This window comes from Flammeovirgaceae bacterium SG7u.111, from assembly GCA_034044135.1.
Classification (GTDB): Bacteria; Bacteroidota; Bacteroidia; order Cytophagales; family Flammeovirgaceae.
The window spans coordinates 2,141,386-2,160,799 of the sequence record CP139021.1 but is presented as its reverse complement, the minus strand read 5'-3'; the positions used below and the strand labels follow the sequence as shown (position 1 = coordinate 2,160,799).

The 19,414-nt window shown below is 40.1% G+C and carries 17 protein-coding genes; 9 read left to right on the top strand and 8 right to left on the bottom strand.

Going from position 1 to position 19,414, the window contains the following annotated elements; translation table 11 throughout:
- Positions 1-21: 21 nt before the first annotated feature.
- The gene (locus tag R9C00_08485; protein ID WPO37484.1) at positions 22-870 is read right to left on the bottom strand and encodes an endonuclease/exonuclease/phosphatase family protein; all 849 of its coding nucleotides are present in this window, start codon (positions 868-870) and stop codon (positions 22-24) included.
- A gap of 20 nt (positions 871-890) precedes the next feature.
- Positions 891-2,207 (bottom strand): hypothetical protein, encoded by a 1,317-nt coding sequence (locus R9C00_08480; GenBank protein ID WPO37483.1) that lies wholly within the window; start codon positions 2,205-2,207, stop codon positions 891-893.
- Positions 2,208-2,391: 184 nt separating this feature from the next.
- On the opposite strand from R9C00_08480, the gene R9C00_08475 reads away from it, so the two are divergent.
- On the top strand, positions 2,392-3,255 hold the full coding sequence (locus tag R9C00_08475) for a histidinol-phosphatase (protein WPO37482.1): 864 nt from the start codon (positions 2,392-2,394) through the stop codon (positions 3,253-3,255).
- Positions 3,256-3,398: 143 nt separating this feature from the next.
- Here the strand turns inward: R9C00_08475 and R9C00_08470 are convergent, their stop codons facing one another.
- Positions 3,399-4,052, bottom strand: coding sequence for a hypothetical protein (locus R9C00_08470; GenBank protein ID WPO37481.1), 654 nt, complete (start codon positions 4,050-4,052; stop codon positions 3,399-3,401).
- 522 nt (positions 4,053-4,574) lie between these two features.
- Here R9C00_08470 and R9C00_08465 point away from each other — a divergent pair.
- The 6 genes from R9C00_08465 to R9C00_08440 all read left to right on the top strand — a co-directional run bounded on the left by R9C00_08465 (position 4,575) and on the right by R9C00_08440 (position 10,094).
- Complete coding sequence (locus R9C00_08465; GenBank protein ID WPO37480.1) at positions 4,575-5,387, top strand: SDR family oxidoreductase; 813 nt, start codon at positions 4,575-4,577, stop codon at positions 5,385-5,387.
- Between the two features lie 89 nt (positions 5,388-5,476).
- Positions 5,477-6,127 carry a ribulose-phosphate 3-epimerase gene (rpe, locus tag R9C00_08460; GenBank protein WPO37479.1) on the top strand — a complete coding sequence of 217 codons (651 nt, stop codon included), beginning with the start codon at positions 5,477-5,479 and terminating at the stop codon, positions 6,125-6,127.
- Positions 6,128-6,354: 227 nt separating this feature from the next.
- Complete coding sequence (locus R9C00_08455; GenBank protein WPO37478.1) at positions 6,355-6,819, top strand: Rid family detoxifying hydrolase; 465 nt, start codon at positions 6,355-6,357, stop codon at positions 6,817-6,819.
- A 74-nt stretch (positions 6,820-6,893) separates the two neighbouring features.
- Positions 6,894-7,601, top strand: coding sequence for a hypothetical protein (locus R9C00_08450; GenBank protein ID WPO37477.1), 708 nt, complete (start codon positions 6,894-6,896; stop codon positions 7,599-7,601).
- Between the two features lie 293 nt (positions 7,602-7,894).
- Complete coding sequence (locus R9C00_08445; GenBank protein ID WPO37476.1) at positions 7,895-8,704, top strand: glycogen/starch synthase; 810 nt, start codon at positions 7,895-7,897, stop codon at positions 8,702-8,704.
- Complete coding sequence (locus R9C00_08440) at positions 8,676-10,094, top strand: DUF4270 family protein (protein WPO37475.1); 1,419 nt, start codon at positions 8,676-8,678, stop codon at positions 10,092-10,094. Before R9C00_08445 ends, R9C00_08440 begins: the two co-directional genes overlap by 29 nt.
- A 90-nt stretch (positions 10,095-10,184) precedes the next feature.
- On the opposite strand, the gene R9C00_08435 is transcribed toward R9C00_08440, so the two are convergent.
- Together R9C00_08435 and R9C00_08430 are read right to left on the bottom strand one after the other, a co-directional pair.
- Positions 10,185-11,138 (bottom strand): transketolase C-terminal domain-containing protein, encoded by a 954-nt coding sequence (locus R9C00_08435; GenBank protein WPO37474.1) that lies wholly within the window; start codon positions 11,136-11,138, stop codon positions 10,185-10,187.
- Positions 11,139-11,210: 72 nt separating this feature from the next.
- Positions 11,211-12,053, bottom strand: a complete 843-nt coding sequence (locus R9C00_08430) for a transketolase (GenBank protein ID WPO37473.1) — start codon at positions 12,051-12,053, stop codon at positions 11,211-11,213.
- Positions 12,054-12,597: 544 nt separating this feature from the next.
- Between R9C00_08430 and R9C00_08425 the strand changes: the two genes are divergently transcribed.
- Positions 12,598-14,277, top strand: a complete 1,680-nt coding sequence (locus R9C00_08425; protein WPO37472.1) for a DUF4836 family protein — start codon at positions 12,598-12,600, stop codon at positions 14,275-14,277.
- A 20-nt stretch (positions 14,278-14,297) separates the two neighbouring features.
- Here R9C00_08425 and R9C00_08420 read toward each other — a convergent pair whose 3' ends face one another.
- The 3 genes from R9C00_08420 to R9C00_08410 form a co-directional block, all read right to left on the bottom strand.
- Positions 14,298-15,092 carry a thymidylate synthase gene (locus R9C00_08420; GenBank protein ID WPO37471.1) on the bottom strand — a complete coding sequence of 265 codons (795 nt, stop codon included), beginning with the start codon at positions 15,090-15,092 and terminating at the stop codon, positions 14,298-14,300.
- Positions 15,093-15,174: 82 nt separating this feature from the next.
- On the bottom strand, positions 15,175-16,962 hold the full coding sequence (gene lepA, locus R9C00_08415) for a translation elongation factor 4 (protein ID WPO37470.1): 1,788 nt from the start codon (positions 16,960-16,962) through the stop codon (positions 15,175-15,177).
- A gap of 124 nt (positions 16,963-17,086) precedes the next feature.
- On the bottom strand, positions 17,087-17,815 hold the full coding sequence (locus R9C00_08410; GenBank protein WPO37469.1) for an RDD family protein: 729 nt from the start codon (positions 17,813-17,815) through the stop codon (positions 17,087-17,089).
- Between the two features lie 393 nt (positions 17,816-18,208).
- On the opposite strand from R9C00_08410, the gene R9C00_08405 reads away from it, so the two are divergent.
- On the top strand, positions 18,209-19,285 hold the full coding sequence (locus R9C00_08405; GenBank protein WPO37468.1) for a potassium channel family protein: 1,077 nt from the start codon (positions 18,209-18,211) through the stop codon (positions 19,283-19,285).
- The last annotated feature ends 129 nt before the right edge of the window (positions 19,286-19,414 follow it).

Below are 19,414 nucleotides of genomic sequence, written 5' to 3'. Positions count from 1 at the left end.
AAGAAGCCAAACCCGCATTTTCTAAAATTCAATATCAGCCAACACCGGCAAATGATCAGAAGGATATTTTCCTCTATAATTATCGGTGAGCACCGCACATTTTATCACCTTCGCACCCGACCTTACAAAAATATGGTCGATGCGTTCTTGATTTTCTTTCCCAGCCTCAAAGCTACTACTAAAACTCCCTTCAGGCCCATAAGGAATTGCTTCTGAGTTTAAAAATGAGTCCATAATCAGAGAACTGGCAACAAGGGTTTCAAATGGGTCAGAAACAGGGCTGCAATTGAAATCACCTGTAATCACAAAAGGTGAATCTCCAGCTATCTCTTCCACTTTCTTTACTATGAGCTTGGCACTTTCTACCCTGGCAACTTCCCCCTTATGGTCAAAATGGGTATTGAAAACGAAGAACTCCTCGCCACTTTCTATCACTTTTAACTTCGCCCAAGTCATAATTCTTGGCAAGGCCGCATCCCAGCTCTTACCCGGCTTATCCGTTCTTTCTGCTAGCCAAAAAGTCTCCGTTTCAACCAGTTCAAATTTATTTTTTCTATAGAAAATTGGGGAATATTCCCCTTTCGTTTTCCCATTGTCCCTTCCTACTCCTACCCAGCCATAGTTGGGCAGGACTTCCGCTAGGTCACCCGCTTGGTGCTTCAATACTTCCTGCATCCCAACCACATCGGGCTGATGAAAACGGATAAGCTCGGCAACTCTCGGTTTTCTCCTTTCCCAACCATTTCCCTCTTCTGCATCTTTCGGGCTATCGTAACGAATATTAAAACTAATTGCTCTTAGTTCCAGCTTTTGAGCTGACAAGGAAAAAGCGGACATCAAAATCAAAAAGGGAATAGCTAGTAATTTCATTTGGTTAAAATTTTTTAGGTTTAATGAAAATAAGATCCTGGAACAGGACTTTCTACTGCAAACTCAAATCGGGTTTTAATTTGGGCATGGTTTATCTTCAAAAATTCGGAAAAATCGGTATAAAACCCGAGCAATTCTTCAAATTCTTCATCAATTTCATACTCTTCCACCGCCAACTCTTGGGCAATGACCTCTGGCTTTCTGTCATCAGTTGGAGAGCTTATTACTTCACCGTCTTCGTCCGTATCCATTTTTAGCTCACCACCTTGCCACGGCAATCCAATGGATTGGGTCAGAAACCCGGTAATATCGGGGCAAATAGATAAGTCTTGCAACCAGTTTTGGTTAAAGGCAAAAAGCACTTGGTCTTCCTGCTGAAACTTTAAGAAAAAGTATTCTTCCGTTTGAAACGAATCAGCTTCAGCCGCCACAATCAAGCTCTTTTTGATATCGGTATGCTTTTCTTCCACAGGCACCGGGTAAAGGTTCAACATTTGCCCCAAAGCCCTCGCAAGAATCTCCGAGTCACGGTCATCTATATAAAATAGATTTTCCGGCACTTTGCCTAAAGCCTTGAGCAAAACCAACAAGTTAGCAAGCGTACGCTGCACTTGTTCCATAGAAAGCCAAAGCGCAACAAACCTTCCTCCCGCTACTTCAAACTCCTCATCCGACTCCCCAAAAATATTAAGCAACACGCCTCCATATTGGATAAAATGCCAATCCATAATATCCACCTGAGGATTTTCGAGGGCATCTTGTCGCATGTTCATATGATCTACCTTGAGCACTTCCAGCACAGATGAGTAATTATCGACCGAAGGAGGTATTTCCTTTGCCAGCTTCATCAGCTCTTCCCCCACTCCTTCCGTTTGCCCGAGTAAAATATTCAAATAAGCCAGCCTAATTCTCACAGCTATATCTTCCGAATCCTCAAACCTAACCAAGGTATCATATGCCTTCTGGATATCGAACCGGGAGCCATAGCAAACCGAAAGATCATACGCATAATATTCATTGTCAGGATCCATTTTAAACGCCTTTTCTATAAAAGGCAGCCCTAAATCATAATCGCTATAGGTAATGAAATGTGCCCCTATCTTATAATAACCTTGAGCCTCATTCGGATTTTCTAATACATTTTCGAATAATGCTCTTTCTTCATCTCCACCTATTTCCCTTAAACATGCCACTGCCAAGTGGTAAAGTGGCATATAGCTCGCGTCAGTACGAAACCCATCGCTTGTCTCTCTCAAAGCCTCATTGTATTTCCCCTCATCCATCAACAGTCGAGCCTGTTGTTCGTATTCCTCAGCATTAGGCATTTCGTCGCTCATGTTTTTATATTTTATTTAGATATTGTCGAAGCCAAGGTATGGGTTCTTTTTAGCATTTGCAATGGTAAAAACTAAAGAACTATTGAAATTTAACGAAAGGTAAATTAGGCGTGAATCTTCTATGTTTTTTGTCAAAAAAAAGGTGAGATAGTTTAGATTCGAACAAAGCAAAAGAGCTATTGAAATGACTTGGACAAATTACCACAGCCACTGCCACTACTGCGACGGCAAAGAAGCCCCAGAAAAACACCTAGAAAGCGCCATTGAAAAAGGGTTGATTTGCTATGGATTTTCCTCACACACTCCCGTTCCCTTCGACTCGGTGTGGAACATGAAAAATGAGGATTTTCCTAAATACCTTGCTGAAATCAACGCCCTGAAGAAAAAATACGAAGACCAAATAGAGGTCTACGTGGGGCTAGAAACGGATTATGTGCCGGGATTGCTTAAAATCGACCAAGAAGAAAAAGAAAATCTTGGGCTAGATTACACCGTTGGCTCTATTCATTTTACAGGGGAAAAGAAAAATGGCGGACCTTGCGAGATAGACGGGCCACACAACACATTTTTAGAAGGCTTGCAGACAAGCTACGAAGGAGATGTAGAGGCGTTTATCAGCCGTTATTTTGAACTCACCCGCATGATGCTCAAAGAGGCTTGCCCCGACGTGCTTGGGCACATGGACAAAATAAAAATGCAAGACGAAGACGGAAAACTCTTTTCGGAAACAGCTAATTGGTACCAGAAGGCTGTTTTGGAAACTCTAGAAGAAATTTCCAACTCAGGCGTGATAGTAGAAGTAAATACCCGAGGGGTATATAAAAAGAAGACGGTCGAAACTTATCCTTCAAAGTGGATTTTGGAGCATTTGCTCGAACTGAAAGTCCCTATTATGCTTAATTCAGACTCACATGTTCCTTCCGAGATCACCTCGTACTTTGGCGAAACGGCAGAAATACTCCAAAACATTGGCTTTAAGGAATTAATGATATTGAAGGAGGGTAATTGGCAACCTGCTGAGTACAGTAAAGATGGGCTGAAGCTTTAAACCTATGGCAATTACATTGGCTATCAGTCCTCTAACTTGTTTGATACGCAGTTCTATCGTATTGATTGCCACCTCTTGACTATTCAATAATTTATTCATTCCTTTCTGTTTGATGAAGCATATCGTACGGTTAGGCTCTGCCCTTAGCGCGATTTTCGTGTAAAGATCTTTTGTTGATTAGGCTCTTTCTCTAAAATTCTTTCAAAGTAGGAAAGAAAAAAACTTACTGTGCTCAACATATTGTTATTCAAATTATCCTTTGTGAGCAAGTTTGAAAAGTCTTTGTCGAGTTTTTTATGGAGCAATGGGTAGACTTTTTCTATAAATTGGTTAGCCTCCACAAATTTCCCACTTACAAATACATAATAATCGAAGTTCTTAGCGTGTAATAGAAATTCAGCTTCTGTACCTGGATCCATAATTTCATACTTCTTTTTCGATTTTTCTTGACGAAGCAAAGTTAGCTCATGGTCCCCTACAATTTCCAAAAAGGTCTTTGTTTGGTAGCCTTCTTCACCGTCCATTTCAACTGAAACATAGTCGCGAATAATTTCTAACTCAGCATCGAAAAAAGAAAAATAAGAAACCATACTTGGTGTAAAAGTCTGGATATTTGAATCATCTTTTTGATAAAGAAAAACTTTCTTTTCATAATCATAAAAAACTTTCCCATTATAATATTGGTGCTCGGTAGTCATTACCGAACCTGATGTCCACCTTATTTTATTTTTGGCAGATGATTGTGCTATTACTAATAACACGAGTGTGCAGGCAAGGATTAATTTCTTGGTTTCCATAACTAAACTAAATTTTGAGAAGTAGATAAGTGAGTAGGTGTTGTAACTATTTTCATAAAAAGAACTGGAAACCAAGCAGTTTATTAAATGCCGCTAAATATAGCATGTAAGATTTGACGGCTTGTCAACTTTTTACCCGTTAACCACATCAAAACCAGCTAAAAAGCTACTAAAAGCACCACCACCACTTATTAACAAACGTTAATGAGAGCAATATTCAAAACTTGTACTTTAATAAGTATATATTGGCTTTTAAAGATAAAAACATGGGGAATACCCATTCTATTCTTTATTATATGATTACTGTTTTAAAACACGTCTTAAAAAAAAACCAATTTCTAATACTAGTTTGCCAAATTTCTTTGCCATGTAAAAAAAACTGGTTTTGGTAAAAAAAGCATTTTTGGTTCTGCTCATTTTTTACTGATTTAGCCCATTTTTTAATCTAGGTCTGAGTACTTTTGCGGCTAGATCAACCGAGAGCAATTTCAAATGCACTCTCATTCAACCAATAGTTTATAGATGAAAGGAAAGGTCGTTGTAATAACTGGGGGAAATTCGGGAATAGGCAAGGCACTGGTGAAAGAATATGGTTCGAAAGGATCGAAAGTAGCCTTTACAGGTAGAAGACCAGAAGCCGTTGCCGAAGCACAGGCAGAATTTGCCGCCCTAGGCATAGAGGTAATGGGGATAGTTGCTGACGTAAGCAAAGAAGAGGATAACAAACGCATGGCTGACGAGGTACTTTCCCAGTGGGGAAAAATCGACATCCTCATTAATAATGCTGGGATTTCCATGCGAGCCCTTTTTGAAGACCTTGACCTCTCCGTGATGCACCAGCTAATGAACATCAACTTCTATGGCACAGTGTACGCAACCAAATATTGCCTGCCTTCTATTATAGAAAACAAAGGATCGGTGATTGGCATCTCTTCTATTGCCGGATTTAGAGGCTTACCCGCAAGAGCTGGGTACACAGCGTCTAAGTTTGCCCTACAAGGCTTTTTGGAAGTACTCCGCACCGAAATGCGCTACAAAGGGGTCCATGTAATGATCGCCTGCCCTGGCTTCACCGCTTCCAATATCCGTAAGAAATCGCTGACCGAAGATGGCACTGCCCAGAAAGACTCTCCAAGAAACGAAGGAAAGATGATGCCACCAGAAGAATGTGCGGCACACATCTATAAGGCGAACAAAAAAAGGAAAAAGCTTTTGATATTGACTATGCTGGGAAAACTAACGGTCCTCTTTAATAAGTTCTTCCCTAGCTTTATGGACAGGATGACTTACAATGCGATGGCAAAAGAGCCAAATTCTCCATTAAAAAAGCCATAAATTCAACTATAAAAGAGTTTTGACCTTTTAGAAAAACAACTTGACCCAATGGGTTGAACTCATTGGCAAAACATTAAAATAGAAAATATATGAAAACGATGGTAGCTCCATCGATGTTGGCGTCTGATTTTGCCAACCTCCAAAAAGAAATTGAAATGGTGAATGGCAGCGATGCCGACTGGTTCCATATAGATGTAATGGACGGCGTATTCGTGCCTAACATATCGTTTGGGATGCCGGTAATAGAAGCAATCAATAGACATGCCCAGAAACCCTTGGACGTCCACCTGATGATTGTAAATGCCGATAAGTACATAGAGACTTTTGCCAAGTTAGGTGCAGCATCCATCTCGGTACACTACGAAGCTTGCCCCCACCTCCACCGTGTGATTGGGCAAATCCAAGATGCTGGCTGTAAACCTGGAGTTGCACTCAATCCTCATACGCCGATCTCGGTACTGGAAGATATCATTCCTGATATTGACTATGTAAACCTGATGACGGTAAATCCTGGCTTTGGAGGGCAAAAGTTCATCCAGCACTCTTACAAAAAAATAAGAAAGCTAAGGGCACTGCTAGACGAGGTAAAGCCTGAAGTGATGATAGAAATAGATGGTGGAGCCGATTTGGGCAACGCCAAAGCCATAGTAGAAGCAGGGGCGAATATCTTGGTAGCTGGAAGCGCCGTTTTCAAAGCTGAAAATCCTAGGGAGGCTATTTCGCTGATGAAAAAAGTGTAATCCCACCTCCTACCTTTCTTTTGGAGCGAGTTTAAGTTTTGAATTGTACCTCACATTCCCGAACTTAAACTTCTCTTTCTTTAATTCAATTGATATTTATAACTTAGAGCATGTTTTAATTTTAGCTTAAAAACTTAAAGTTTAAACATGCGTTCACAATCACTTTCCACCCCCTCCCTACCAAAACAGCACAATTAGAAATTTTCTACACTTAAAACCACAATGCTATGAATTTCAGAAAATCAGTTGCTGTTCTATTTACCCTCTCTTTGCTTGCTAGCTGCGCCGCTCCCCAAAAGGGAGAAGAAGCTGCCTCTAACAGGAAAATCGTAAAAACTGACAAGGCCCCTCTGCCCGTGGGACCATACAGCCAAGCCATATTGGTAGGAAACACCCTTTATGCTGCTGGGCAGATAGGCATAGATCCTGAAGCAAAGAAATTGGTGGAAGGTATTGAGGCCCAAACTACACAAGTAATGAGCAACCTTGGAGCTGTTTTGGAAGCAGAGGGTTTTACCTATGCCAATACGGTAAGTTGCACGATCTACCTTACCGATTTGGCAAACTATGGTAAAGTAAATGAACTTTACGGCTCTTATTTTACCGAAGGGGCACCTGCAAGAGCAACCGTTCAAGTGGACTCGCTACCTGGAAACGCTCTCATTGAAATAGCCCTGACCGCCGCCCGTTAATTTGATTCTTTGATGCACCATGCGGGTACAAAAGGCGTTAGGATTTGGTATCATCTTTATATTAATAGAAGAAAATGAGATCATTGGTCAAATTTCTATTTTTACTGCTAGCTGTGCCCGTATTGGTCATTTCATGTGACTTGGGCGATATAGAACCACAAAACACCCGCTATGGCAATAGTTTTTTACCCTTAGAAGTGGGTCATTATGTAGTCTATGACGTTCAACAAATTTTGTACGATGAGCTTAACCCCAACGACAGTAGCGAATACCAGATAAAAGAAGAGGTAGCTGCTCTGGAAACAGGACTTGACAACCTTCCTTTTTATAGGATAGAACGATTTAGAAGGGAAAACTCTGCTGACCGCTGGAGGATAGATTCGGTGTGGACAGCTAGGGAAAAAAACCTTAAAATCATCAAAACCGAAAATAATATCCCCATAGTGAAACTTGCCCTTCCTGTGGAAAATAGTAAAACGTGGAATGCAAATATCTACAATGACCAAGGAGAAGACAACTTCCAGATAGATAGCCTCGGTAATAGCTACGAAGTAGCCAGCACCGTATTCCCTCGTACGCTCATTGTAAACCAACAATACGACTCTTCTCTTGTAAACCGCGATGTGCGCTGGGAAGTATATGCAGATAGCGTAGGGATGGTCTATAAAAAAGTAGAGCTTTTCAAATACATCACCAATTCTGAAGATCCATTTTATGGCCAAGACAGCATTATTGGTGGAGTATTCTTAGAAATGAAAGCCATAGACTTCGGAAAAAACTAAAAAAAGCACAACCTCTCAGGCATCCATTTCTCTCTCACTTGCATTTATTTCATGACAAAAGAATATTTTGGTTTTCGGCCAACAGGGCTTTTATATTGATTATAGCTTCAAACTAAATCAGATCTACTTGCTAAGCTTTAGTTATTGGAAGTATTGTCAAAAAAAAACAAGCCTTTAAAGCTAGAAAAGGAAATTTCTTCTTATATCATAACAAATTTCGATGAAATAAACAATATTGAAAAGACCGTGATTTATTGTATTTTTGCAGTTATTTAATGTAAAAAACAGAGAATATGTCACAGCTCAAAATCCTATATGTCTCAAGCGAGATTAATCCTTTCCTTAACAGTTCAGAAGTAGCCAACTACGTAAGAAAGCTGCCTCAATCCATGCAAGAAAGAGGCATGGAAATAAGGATTATGGTGCCAAGATTCGGTCTTATCAACGAGAGAAAGAACAGATTGCATGAAGTAGTGAGGCTATCAGGTATCAACATTGCTGTTGGCGATGAAGAAAAACCATTGACCATTAAGGTTGCCTCAATCCCAAGTGCAAAATTGCAAGTGTATTTCATTGACAACGAAGACTACTTCCACCGCAAGTCGGTATTTACCGATAAGCAGGAGCAGTTCCATGTTGATAATGATGAGCGTGCAATCTTTTTCTGCAAAGGCGTGATCGAAACGGTTAAAAAATTAGGCTGGGCACCAGATATCGTTCACTGTAACGATTGGATGACTAGTTTGATCCCGATGTATTTGAAGACTACTTACAAAAACGATCCTATGTTTAAGGATGCGAAAACAGTCTTCACCGTTTACAACACTGAGTTTGCCCACAAGTTTGATGAAAACTTGCTAAGCAAAGTAAAAATGATGGACATTGAGGACGATATGCTGGTAAACCTCAAGTCTCAAGATTACCAAGGTTTCATCAAAATAGGAGCTGAATACTCTGATTTGGTAACCAAGGCCAGCAAAGAAGTAGATGAGAAAATCAACGGCTTATTTGCCGATTTTTCAAACAAAACTATCGATACGATAGAACCAAACGAACAATACGAAGATTCTTATTATGAACTTTATAATGATCTTACTAAATAAATTGAACGGCAGCAAAAAGCCTAATAAGATTTATTCACCCTATAAAGGATTACTTTTAGTAGTAATCCTTTTATACTTTACATCCTGCGGAACTACGAACAGGATAGGGCTAGAGCTCCAAGGGGACAACTTGATAGAGGGCACATTCTTCACCGATTCGCTAGAAGTAAAAACCTCAATAGTGTTGCTAGACTCGATCAACACCAGCGATACCCGCTATACACTAGTAGGGCGCTATGCTGACGAGAAGTTTGGAGAAACCTCGGCACAAGGCTTCATGCAACTTATTTTGCCTACGGAAGACAGTGCATTGGTCTTTGGCAGCGACGATGCTGTTTTTGATTCAATTGTATTCTCTTTGCCGCTAGCTGAGATTTTTGGCGATACTAATTTGCCAGTAACTTACGAGGTGCACGAGCTTGCCGAACAACTTGATACTACTGTCTATTACCACAGCGAGAAGATTGAGAACGTCAAACCTGAGTTACTTGGGGAGAAAACCTATGATTTCTCTCAAGACTCTTTACGTAGGCTTATAATTAGGCTTAGCGACGACTTTGGGACGAAGATCTTCAACGAGAGCGGGAATTCTGTCCTTCAGTTTCAAGATGAGTTTGAGGCATTTATAAATGGAATTAGACTAAGGCCAAAAGAAGGTGACAAAGGACATTTGTTAGCTTTACGCCCTTATACAACCGGTGCAGTTGCTTACCTCAGAGTTTATTATTCTGAGCCTGGCGACACGGTATCAAGTTACAAAACTATTGGGTTTGGAAGAGCGTTTCACAACATCGAAAATGACTTTTCTGAAAGCAAGTACTTATCGGGTCTTACTAAAGACAATCCGATACCTACTTCTGAAACCAATAATGAATTGTATATCCAAGAAGGTATTGGCATTGCTACCAAAATCGAATTCCCAGGCTTAGAAAACTTGATAACCGATCAGTTGGCAGTGGTTAATAGAGCAGAACTCTTCTTTAGCCCACCACCATCTACAGTAGATGACCACGCCACTCCTCCTGCCGACCTCATCTTCCTCCTACCAAACAGCGATGGATCTTTGAATGCAGAAGATGGCCCATCATTTCTTTTTGGTGAAGCTAGCGCATCCATGTTGACACTGACTTATAATTTCAGTGGAAGGAACTACACTATCCCTAGAATCACTACATATATTCAAGGGGTTATGAATAAGACTATTGATAATAATGGATTAATATTGACTACTCCTATTACCAAGGAGAGCTCTGATGTATTTGGCAATGTATCGGCTTACCAAGAAGCAGCAATAGCAAACCCTGAATCAACAGGTAAGTTGATTATTGGCGGCCCTAATTATGAGTTTGATAAGGAAATGAAACTTCAACTGTATTATACAGAGTTCTAGTCAATATTTTCAGAACTATTCTAAGCAAAAAGCCCTTGCATCTTTCAATGCAAGGGCTTTCTTGTTGGGGTAAAGCTGCGACTTATAAAATTATTTTCTCGCCATTACTTTCTTAACTTTTTCTACGATACTGTCTGAAGAAAGACCGTATTTCAACATCAATTCTGCTGGAGTACCACTCTCACCAAATGTATCTTGAGTTCCTACAAACTCCTGAGGGGCTGGCGTATTAACCGCTAAAGTTCTGGCAACGCTCTCACCTAGACCTCCCAAAATATTGTGTTCTTCGGCAGTTACTACACAACCTGTTTTAGCTACAGACTTAAGGATAGCCTCTTCGTCAAGTGGTTTGATTGTATGGATGTTAATGATTTCCGCATCAATGCCCATAGCTTCAAGCTTCTCACCTGCTTGGATCGCTTCCCACACCATATGCCCAGTAGCGATAATAGTAACATCTTTACCTTCATTGATCATCAATGCTTTTCCAATCTCAAAAGGAGTTTCATCTGTAGTGAAAACTGGAATAGAAGGACGACCAAACCTTAGGTATACAGGGCCTTCGTACTCAGCAATTGCCATAGTAGCTTGCTTTGTTTGGTTGAAGTCACAAGGATTGATCACAACCATGCCAGGAAGCATTTTCATCATCCCTATGTCTTCGAGAATTTGGTGGGTAGCGCCATCTTCACCAAGTGTCAGGCCTGCATGTGAAGCACAAATCTTAACATTCTTATGAGAGTATGCGATTGACTGACGGATTTGGTCATAAACCCTACCAGTTGAGAAGTTAGCAAAAGTACCTGTGAAAGGAATTTTACCACCAATAGTCATCCCAGCTGCTATCCCAATCATGTTAGCCTCGCTAATACCAGTTTGGAAAAAACGCTCTGGAAATTCATTTTGGAAAGCATTCATTTTAAGAGAGCCCGTCAAATCGGCACAAAGTCCAACAATATTATCATTCTTCTTCGCAGCTTCGTGCAAGCCAACACCAAATCCTGAACGAGTATCTTTCTTTTCTGTATATGTGTATTTTTTCATTTTATTCTAAAGTTTTGTCAGTAATAAAAACTGAGCTTGGAGTAAGTTGATTCAATAAAAAAAGCTGGTAATTTAATAATCACCTAATGATCCGTCCAATTGGGCTAGTGCTTTTTCTAGTTGTTCGTCGCTAGGAGCTACGCCGTGCCATTTGTGGTCGTTCATCATGAAATCAACCCCAAAGCCCATAGCAGTTTTCAACTCAAACATTTTTGGCTTACCATTTCCTTTGTTCGCTTTCGCTTTCAAGATAGTAGCTTCCAAGTCTTCAAAGTCATTACCGTCACAAGAATAAACTTCCCACCCAAAAGCCTCGTATTTTGCTTTCAAATCGCGGTTATTCATTACTTCTTCACACGTACCGTCAATCTGCTGCCCGTTTACATCTACAAATGCAAAAAGGTTATCTACTTTGTGATGAGGTGCGAACATAGCTGCTTCCCATACTTGCCCTTCTTGCTGCTCACCATCGCCCATCAGTACGAAAACATCTTTGTCATCTCCACTAAGTTTTTTGGAAAGAGCTGCACCTATAGCTACCGAAAGACCCTGCCCCAATGAACCAGAAGCCATGCGGATACCTGGAAGCTCTTCGTGAGGAGTTGGGTGTCCTTGTAACCTAGAACTCATTTTACGGTGCGTAGCCAACTCTTCGATAGGAAAATAACCTGCCCTTGCCAAAGTGCTATACCACCCTGCGCAAATATGTCCGTTGGAAAGAAAAAACATATCTTCACCTTTTCCATCCATCGAAAATTCAGTATTGTGTTCCATCATTTTGAAATAAAGCAATACAAAAAGCTCAGTACAGCCCATTGCCCCACCGGGATGCCCATTTCCTACACCATGAACCATTCTGAGAATGTCCCTTCTCACTTGAGATGCTACTTTTTTCAATTCTACTGTCTCTGCCATACAAATTGTTGATTAGGTATTAATTAAACTGTTTTGCTAATAATAAAAAGTGTTTGAACACTAGTTTAGTAAAAAAAAGTTTTTGTGGGGTATGTGAAGTATAGTTTTCAAAAAATAGCACATTTTTCAAAATGGTAGTTATTGGCGTGTACCTTATACATATTTCTAAAATACTTGCAATGATAGCACATAGATGATAAAATCAGATGCGTTTTTGCAGAAATATCAAAGTCAGCCAATCAATTTCACGCATTGGCAACAATAGACCAGCGGGATTTTTAGTTTAGTTTCCCTACCATTCTTGATTTCTACAAATAATCCAAGACAAACTACCTTCAGTAATATTTCGTACAAATAAAATAGCAACCGTACATTTGGTAAAATGTATTGTTTCTCCATATCTGGTTGGAATAAGTAGCTAATTTCTTTTATTTGGAAAATAAACTAGAAAAAGCTTAATTCCCATCAGATCTCATATAGCTTTTTGTCCGATCGTACAAATTAATAAGAAGGTATTTTTTACATAAAAAGAAGACCATATCACATGAAAAATGGAAGGCACCTTACATTCTTACTCTTCATACCGCTGCTATTTCAAAGCTGCGGAAAAGAAAAGGCTATTGAGGAATATTTGCCAACCAACACAGGGTTGATTATGACGCTGAACACCAAAAGGCTAGGTGCAAAACTGATGCTTGATGGGGAATTTAATATAGATCCTAAAACTGCAATAGCTGGTGTAGCCAGCTTTATGGACCGAGAAGTAGTTAGAAACTTCGGAAAGATGATGGAAGAAGGTTCTTTCGAGGATAAAGAGCTAGGGATTTCCAAATACAACAATATCGTTTTTTATCTAAGTGACGACCTTAAAAAAGACAAACGCTTTGCAGGGGTATTTTTTAAACTTAGCGATGCCGATAAATTCAATGATTTTGTAGAAGATCAAACTAAAATCACAGACAACTTCTACTTAGAAAAGCAGGACGGGTATACAGAAGCTGTTTTTGCACAAAAACAGTTTGCTTTAGCCTGGGACGACAACGTGGTTCTCTTGGTATACCCCCGCAACCGCTCCTCCAGGATTAACCTCAAAAAACACATTGCCTCCGTTTTCAACCTCTCCCCAGAAAATTGCATTTTGCAAGATGACAATTTCACGAAGATGATAGAAAGCCCCTCAGGGATTTCTATTTTTGCCCAACCTCCTTATTTAAAATACACCAACGAGTTTGTGCCTACTGCTTACATGAATGAAGATGTAGCCTACATCAATGCCCATTTGATTTTTGAAAAAGGAAAAATGGAAATGAAAGTAGCCCAGTTCCTCCACACTGACAATATCCAAGCATATTCGGAAATTCTAACCGGGAACAATCACCAAGAGCTATTTGGAAGGTTAGAAGAAGAAGAACTGGTAGGGTTTATCAATTTCAAGTACAACCGCGCCATCTTGCCCAAAATGATGCGAAGTTACGATTTCAGGCTTGCCGTACGAGCTGCAATCCTAATGCTTGGCACTAATGAAAATGAGCTGTTTACCCTTACAGGTGGAGATGCTATGATCGTTTATTTCAATGAGATAAAATCAATAAGAGAAGTAGTAACATATGAGACAGATAGCGATGGAAACAGAAAAGAAGTCCGCCAGCCAAAGGTTATCAATGCACCCGGTTTTGTAGCCGAGCTAAATGCGCAAGCAAACACTATGCATTTTTTGGAACATCTTTCGGGGCAAGGATTGGTCAAAAAAGATAGTATTTATTACAATTTGGGGGAAATAACAGGGTTCGACACCTATTTCCATCTTCAAAAAGATAAGCTGATCATTACGACAGACAGCCGCTTTTTAAAGAAAGTAAAAAGAAGGATTATAGGAGAACCTACTTCAGATCTTCACAAGCTTGGAACGCAATATCCCATTTCTAGCTATCTCAATTTTGATAAAATGGCGGTAAAATATCCAGAACTCACAAAACTATTTGTAAAGAAAGAGCACCTAACCGAGTTAAACAACACCTTAAGCAGCATGAGGTTTTATGTAGAACCTTTGGATGGACAGGTGATCCACTCCTATTTCAGCCTGAGTTTCGACGACAAAGATAAAAACGGTTTTTTTCCAACCGTAAAAGTGATCGAAATCATGAACAGAAACCTCAGTGAAAAAAATAAAAGGCAAAAAAGGAGGGAAAAAGCCCTTGCTGATAGTAAAAAAGAGGAATCTTGATTTCCTAAAAACAAATTCTGCTAAACGGAAACTACCGCTTTTATGTGCGGGTGCGGGTTGTAGTTTTTCAACGTAAAGTCTTCGAATTTAAAGCTAAAAATATCCTTGATCTCAGGGTTTAACTTCATTTGTGGCAATGCCCTGAAATCTCTTGAAAGCTGTAGTTCTGTTTGCTCCAAATGGTTTTTATACAAATGAGCATCTCCCAATGTATGAACAAACTCACCTGGTTTCAAATCGCAAACTTGCGCTATCATAAGCGTTAGAATAGCATACGAAGCAATGTTGAAAGGAACGCCTAAAAACACATCAGCACTACGCTGGTAGAGCTGGCAAGAAAGCTTTCCATTAGCTACATAAAATTGGAAAATAATATGGCAGGGGGGCAAAGCCATTTTGGGCACATCGGCTACGTTCCATGCACTCACCAAAAGCCTTCTCGAATCCGGGTTGGTTTTAATTTGCCCCACTACTTGGCTTATCTGATCGATGGCTTGCCCATCCGCCCCTTGCCAAGAGCGCCATTGAGAGCCATAAACAGGTCCTAGATTTCCGTTTTCATCTGCCCATTCGTCCCAAATCCTCACCTTATTTTCTTTGAGATATTGGATATTGGTAGAGCCTTGCAAAAACCACAACAGCTCGTGGATGATTGACTTTAGATGCAGCTTTTTAGTAGTAAGAAGTGGGAAATTTTCCGATAAATCGAACCTCATCTGGTGACCAAAAACACTGATTGTCCCTGTTCCGGTCCTATCATCTTTTGAAACCCCTTCATCTAAAATCCTTCTAAGCAGATCGTGATATTGTTGCATTAATCTTTATACTTTTTAAAAGCACTTCCCTTCTTGAAAACCTCAAGTGAGGAATCAAAAAGGGAAGCAATATTCTTCTTAATTAATCAAGTTTCAATACAGCCATAAATGCCTCTTGCGGGATTTCTACGTTACCCACCTGACGCATTCTTTTCTTACCCTTCTTCTGCTTTTCCAAAAGCTTTCTCTTACGGGTAATATCACCACCATAACATTTGGCCAATACGTTTTTCCTCAAAGCCTTCACCGTTTCCCTTGCTATAATCTTCTGGCCAATAGCCGCTTGTATAGCAATTTCAAACTGTTGCCTTGGAAGCAATTCGCGAAGTTTTTCACAAATCTTTTTACCCCATTCATACGCCTTGTCTCGGTGAACGATGGCTGAAAGCGCATCTACTGGCTCGCCATTGAGCATAATATCGAGCTTTACCAACTTCGATTTTACATATTCGTTCACTTCATAATCGAAAGAAGCGTAGCCTCTTGAAATGGTTTTGAGTTTATCGTAGAAATCAAAAACGATCTCGGCAAGTGGCATGTCGAACTTCAACTCTACCCTATCGGAAGTGAGGTAAACCTGGTTTTGTAAAATACCCCGCTTGTCCATACAAAGTGAGATGACAGGCCCTACAAAATCCGACTTGGTGATGATGGACGCCTTGATAAACGGCTCTTCCACATACTCAAGTAAGTTCGGCGGTGGCATATCCGAAGGTGCATTTATATGGACCACCTCTCCTTTCGTAGTTTTTGCTATGTAAGAAACCGAAGGCACAGTGGTAACCACCGTCATATCAAATTCCCTTTCCAGGCGCTCTTGGATGATCTCCATGTGGAGCATGCCCAAAAATCCGCATCGGAAACCAAAGCCCAACGCAGCAGAAGTTTCTGGCTCCCATACTAAGGACGCATCGTTGAGTTGCAGCTTCTCCATAGAAGCCCTTAGCTCCTCAAACTCCGAAGTCTCTACTGGGTAGATGCCTGCAAAAACCATCGGTTTTACATCTTCAAAACCTTGGATAGCTGAAGCACATTGGCGATCTACATGTGTGATCGTATCTCCAACTTTCACCTCTTTTGCCTGTTTGATACCCGAAATAATGTATCCTACATTACCTGCAGAAATCGTCTTTAGCGGAAACTGCTTTATCTTCAACACACCAATTTCATCGGCATGATACGTCTTTTTTGTAGCAACAAACTTCACTTCGTCGCCCTTTTTCATTGTGCCGTTGAGCACCCTGAAATATACCTCAACGCCTCTGTAAGGATTATATACAGAATCAAAAATCAAGGCTTGCAAAGGAGCTTCCGGGTCGCCTTGAGGCGCTGGTACTCTTTCTACTATAGCTTCTAGGATATCGGTTATACCAATTCCTTCTTTGGCACTTGCCCTAATTATATCTTCTGGCTCGCAACCAATTAGGTCAATTATTTGATCTGATATCTCTTCTGGCTGAGCACTTGGCAAATCTATCTTGTTCATCACCGGGATAATCTCCAAGTCATGGTCTAGTGCCAAATACAGGTTGGAAATAGTCTGAGCTTCAATGCCCTGAGCCGCATCTACTATCAACAACGCACCTTCACAAGCGGCTATTGAGCGGGAGACTTCATAAGAAAAGTCAACGTGCCCTGGAGTATCTATCAAATTGAGTGTATATTCTTCACCTTTGTAATCATAAATCATTTGAACGGCATGACTCTTAATCGTAATGCCTCTCTCGCGCTCCAGATCCATACTATCGAGCAATTGGGCTTGCATATCTCGCATCCCCACTGTCTTGGTTTGCTCTAGTAGCCTATCGGCCAAGGTACTCTTACCATGGTCAATATGGGCTATGATACAGAAATTCCTGATATTCTTCATTCTGCAAATGTAAGAAGGTTTCGATGATTTTTTTTATCAATCAACCTTATAAATGTTCGGGAAAAGGCAAAGTGCACTTTTTACCCTAAAAACAAAGGTTGATCTCCATTTAGAAAGGTTGCGCCTACCTTGTAAGCACAATATAATCTTTGATAACGGTTTTCAGAAAACCCATTTTATCCGATTTAGGCGTAGGAATACCTAAATTTTCGGCTACTTTTTCCGTCATCAGCACCAAGGCTTCCGAATGTGCCCCATTCTTGTACTTCAAAGCACGGTCTATCACCCTTTTTATAAGCAACATATCTTCATTTTTAAAAGAAGCAACTGCAGGGTATGTAGGTTCATAATGATCAGCCGTCTGAATTTTTTCAAGATCGTGAAGCGAGTACATATTGCTCGGGCGTTCCTTTATCACTGTAGTATTCGAAAGCATGCCACCTAGCCTTTGCCCAGTAGAAGTGGTGTTACAAAGTACGGCAGCTATTGTCCCTGAAGAGAACCAGATATCAACCATCCTAAAGCTCCAGCGGATAAGATAATCACTAATATTAGGCGGTCTGCCTGTGAGGTGAATTACCCTGATTTTCAATGACTTTTTACCCAAGGTTTGCCCATTTGTCAAAATTTCGGAGACTGGGGTATAAAAAACAAAAACCAACACATTTATAACCATCACAAACTCCATCCCCCATGTATCTATAAAGGCAAAAGTAAGGATCGCACTCATGATCGAAATTCCTGTGACCAAGATCAAAAAATCAATCACAAAAGCTATTATCCTGTCTTTAAGGTCGGCAAGTTCGTACCGAATGGTCACGTTTTGGGGAGTAGTTATATCTATGGTCTTCATCTAAGCGCTTATGCTTTTTTTATAAAAATTGATTTTGATAACCAATACCTTAAAAGGTTGTCTTAAATTTCTCTGTAATGATAAAACATCCAAAAATAACAATATAAAGCAGTATGGAAAACTGTTTTCATATTAAACCAATTTAAGCCTCGGCTATTATCTGTAGCCAAGTAGAAATGAACGTTTTGAGAAATTATTTTGATCCTAAGATACTATGCCAGTTCAGTTAAAGCCTATAAAGCTAAATCATCTAGGCTTGACACACTTAAAACCATTCTCCTCCCAGTCTTGAAGAATTTCTAAAATGATGAAAGTCAAAATAGAATCTATCCCAATCAGTCTATTTGGCAAAATAATGTTGACAATCTGGAGGAAAGTAGATATGTTTAGTCCATGATACTGCATCTTTTCAGGGAATTTTCCCAAAAAATAAAAGAACAAGAGCCGCTTTCGTGGCTGGTAAAAGTGACAGTTTGGTTTTTGTCGCTTTTCATAGTTTATATTTTAGGCTTTTTCCTTGTCGAAGATGTTTCTTTTGAAGAGGCATTTTGGCAAGGCTGGCAAACCTTTACTACAGTGGGCTACGGTAACCGCCCAGCCGAAACCTCCATAGGCAGGTGGCTCACTATTGTACTCTGCACATTGGGCATCGCTATTTTAGGTGCGCTATTTTCAGCAGCATTCGACTACAGACAACATTTGATCAATAAAAAAAGGCTTGGACTCATGATAAACCCTTTCAAAGACGGATATGTGATTTTTAATTTCCCTGGCGAATACCAGTTGATTAACTTCATTAAAGAACTGAGGAGTGTGGAAAACGACGTGGGAATTTGCATAGTGGACAGCAGGTTAGAAGAGTTGCCCCAAAGCATTTCCGTTTTGCCCAAAATTCATTTTGTAAGAGGAAACACCCTCAGCAAAGAAACGTATGAAAGAGCTGAAATCTGTGACAACAAATCCGTTATCATATTCCCCACAGTAGCCAATGTCCCAGATTCAGATGGGGCTACCAAAACCATTATCGATCTTGTATCGAGGTTTATAGGTGAAGGAAACACTCGAATTTTGCACCTATTGGTAGATCCTTCCAACTCATGGATGTTCGATAATGTAAAATCGACCCAAATCATGGAAAGCTTCGAACTATTGGCTCTTGTGCAAGAATGCCAAGATATCTACTCAGCTGAAATAGTGGAAAAACTATTGCTCAACAGTAAAGGAGCCAACCCTAAAACCTGCAAACCTAACAAAATAGTGGGAATGACTTGGGGAGGCTTTTTGAAAAAATCTATCGAGTTTAGCGAAAGCACGGGAACTAATTGCAATCCCTTTGCACTTATAAGAGGCGGTCAACCAGATACTTGCCCAAAGTTGAGCGAAATAATACAAAAAGATGATTTTATATCAATAATCGCACATCATAATTTTGATTGGGCAGCGTTTGAAAACGAAGTTACTGCAGATTGAACCTTTTTAAGGCTTACCTCATAAAAACACTAGGAATAAAGAAATAGCAACTTGTTGATTACCACACTCACCTCACTGCCCAACTCTAAACAAATCTTAATCTCTGCTTTTAAATGCCACCCAAAGGTT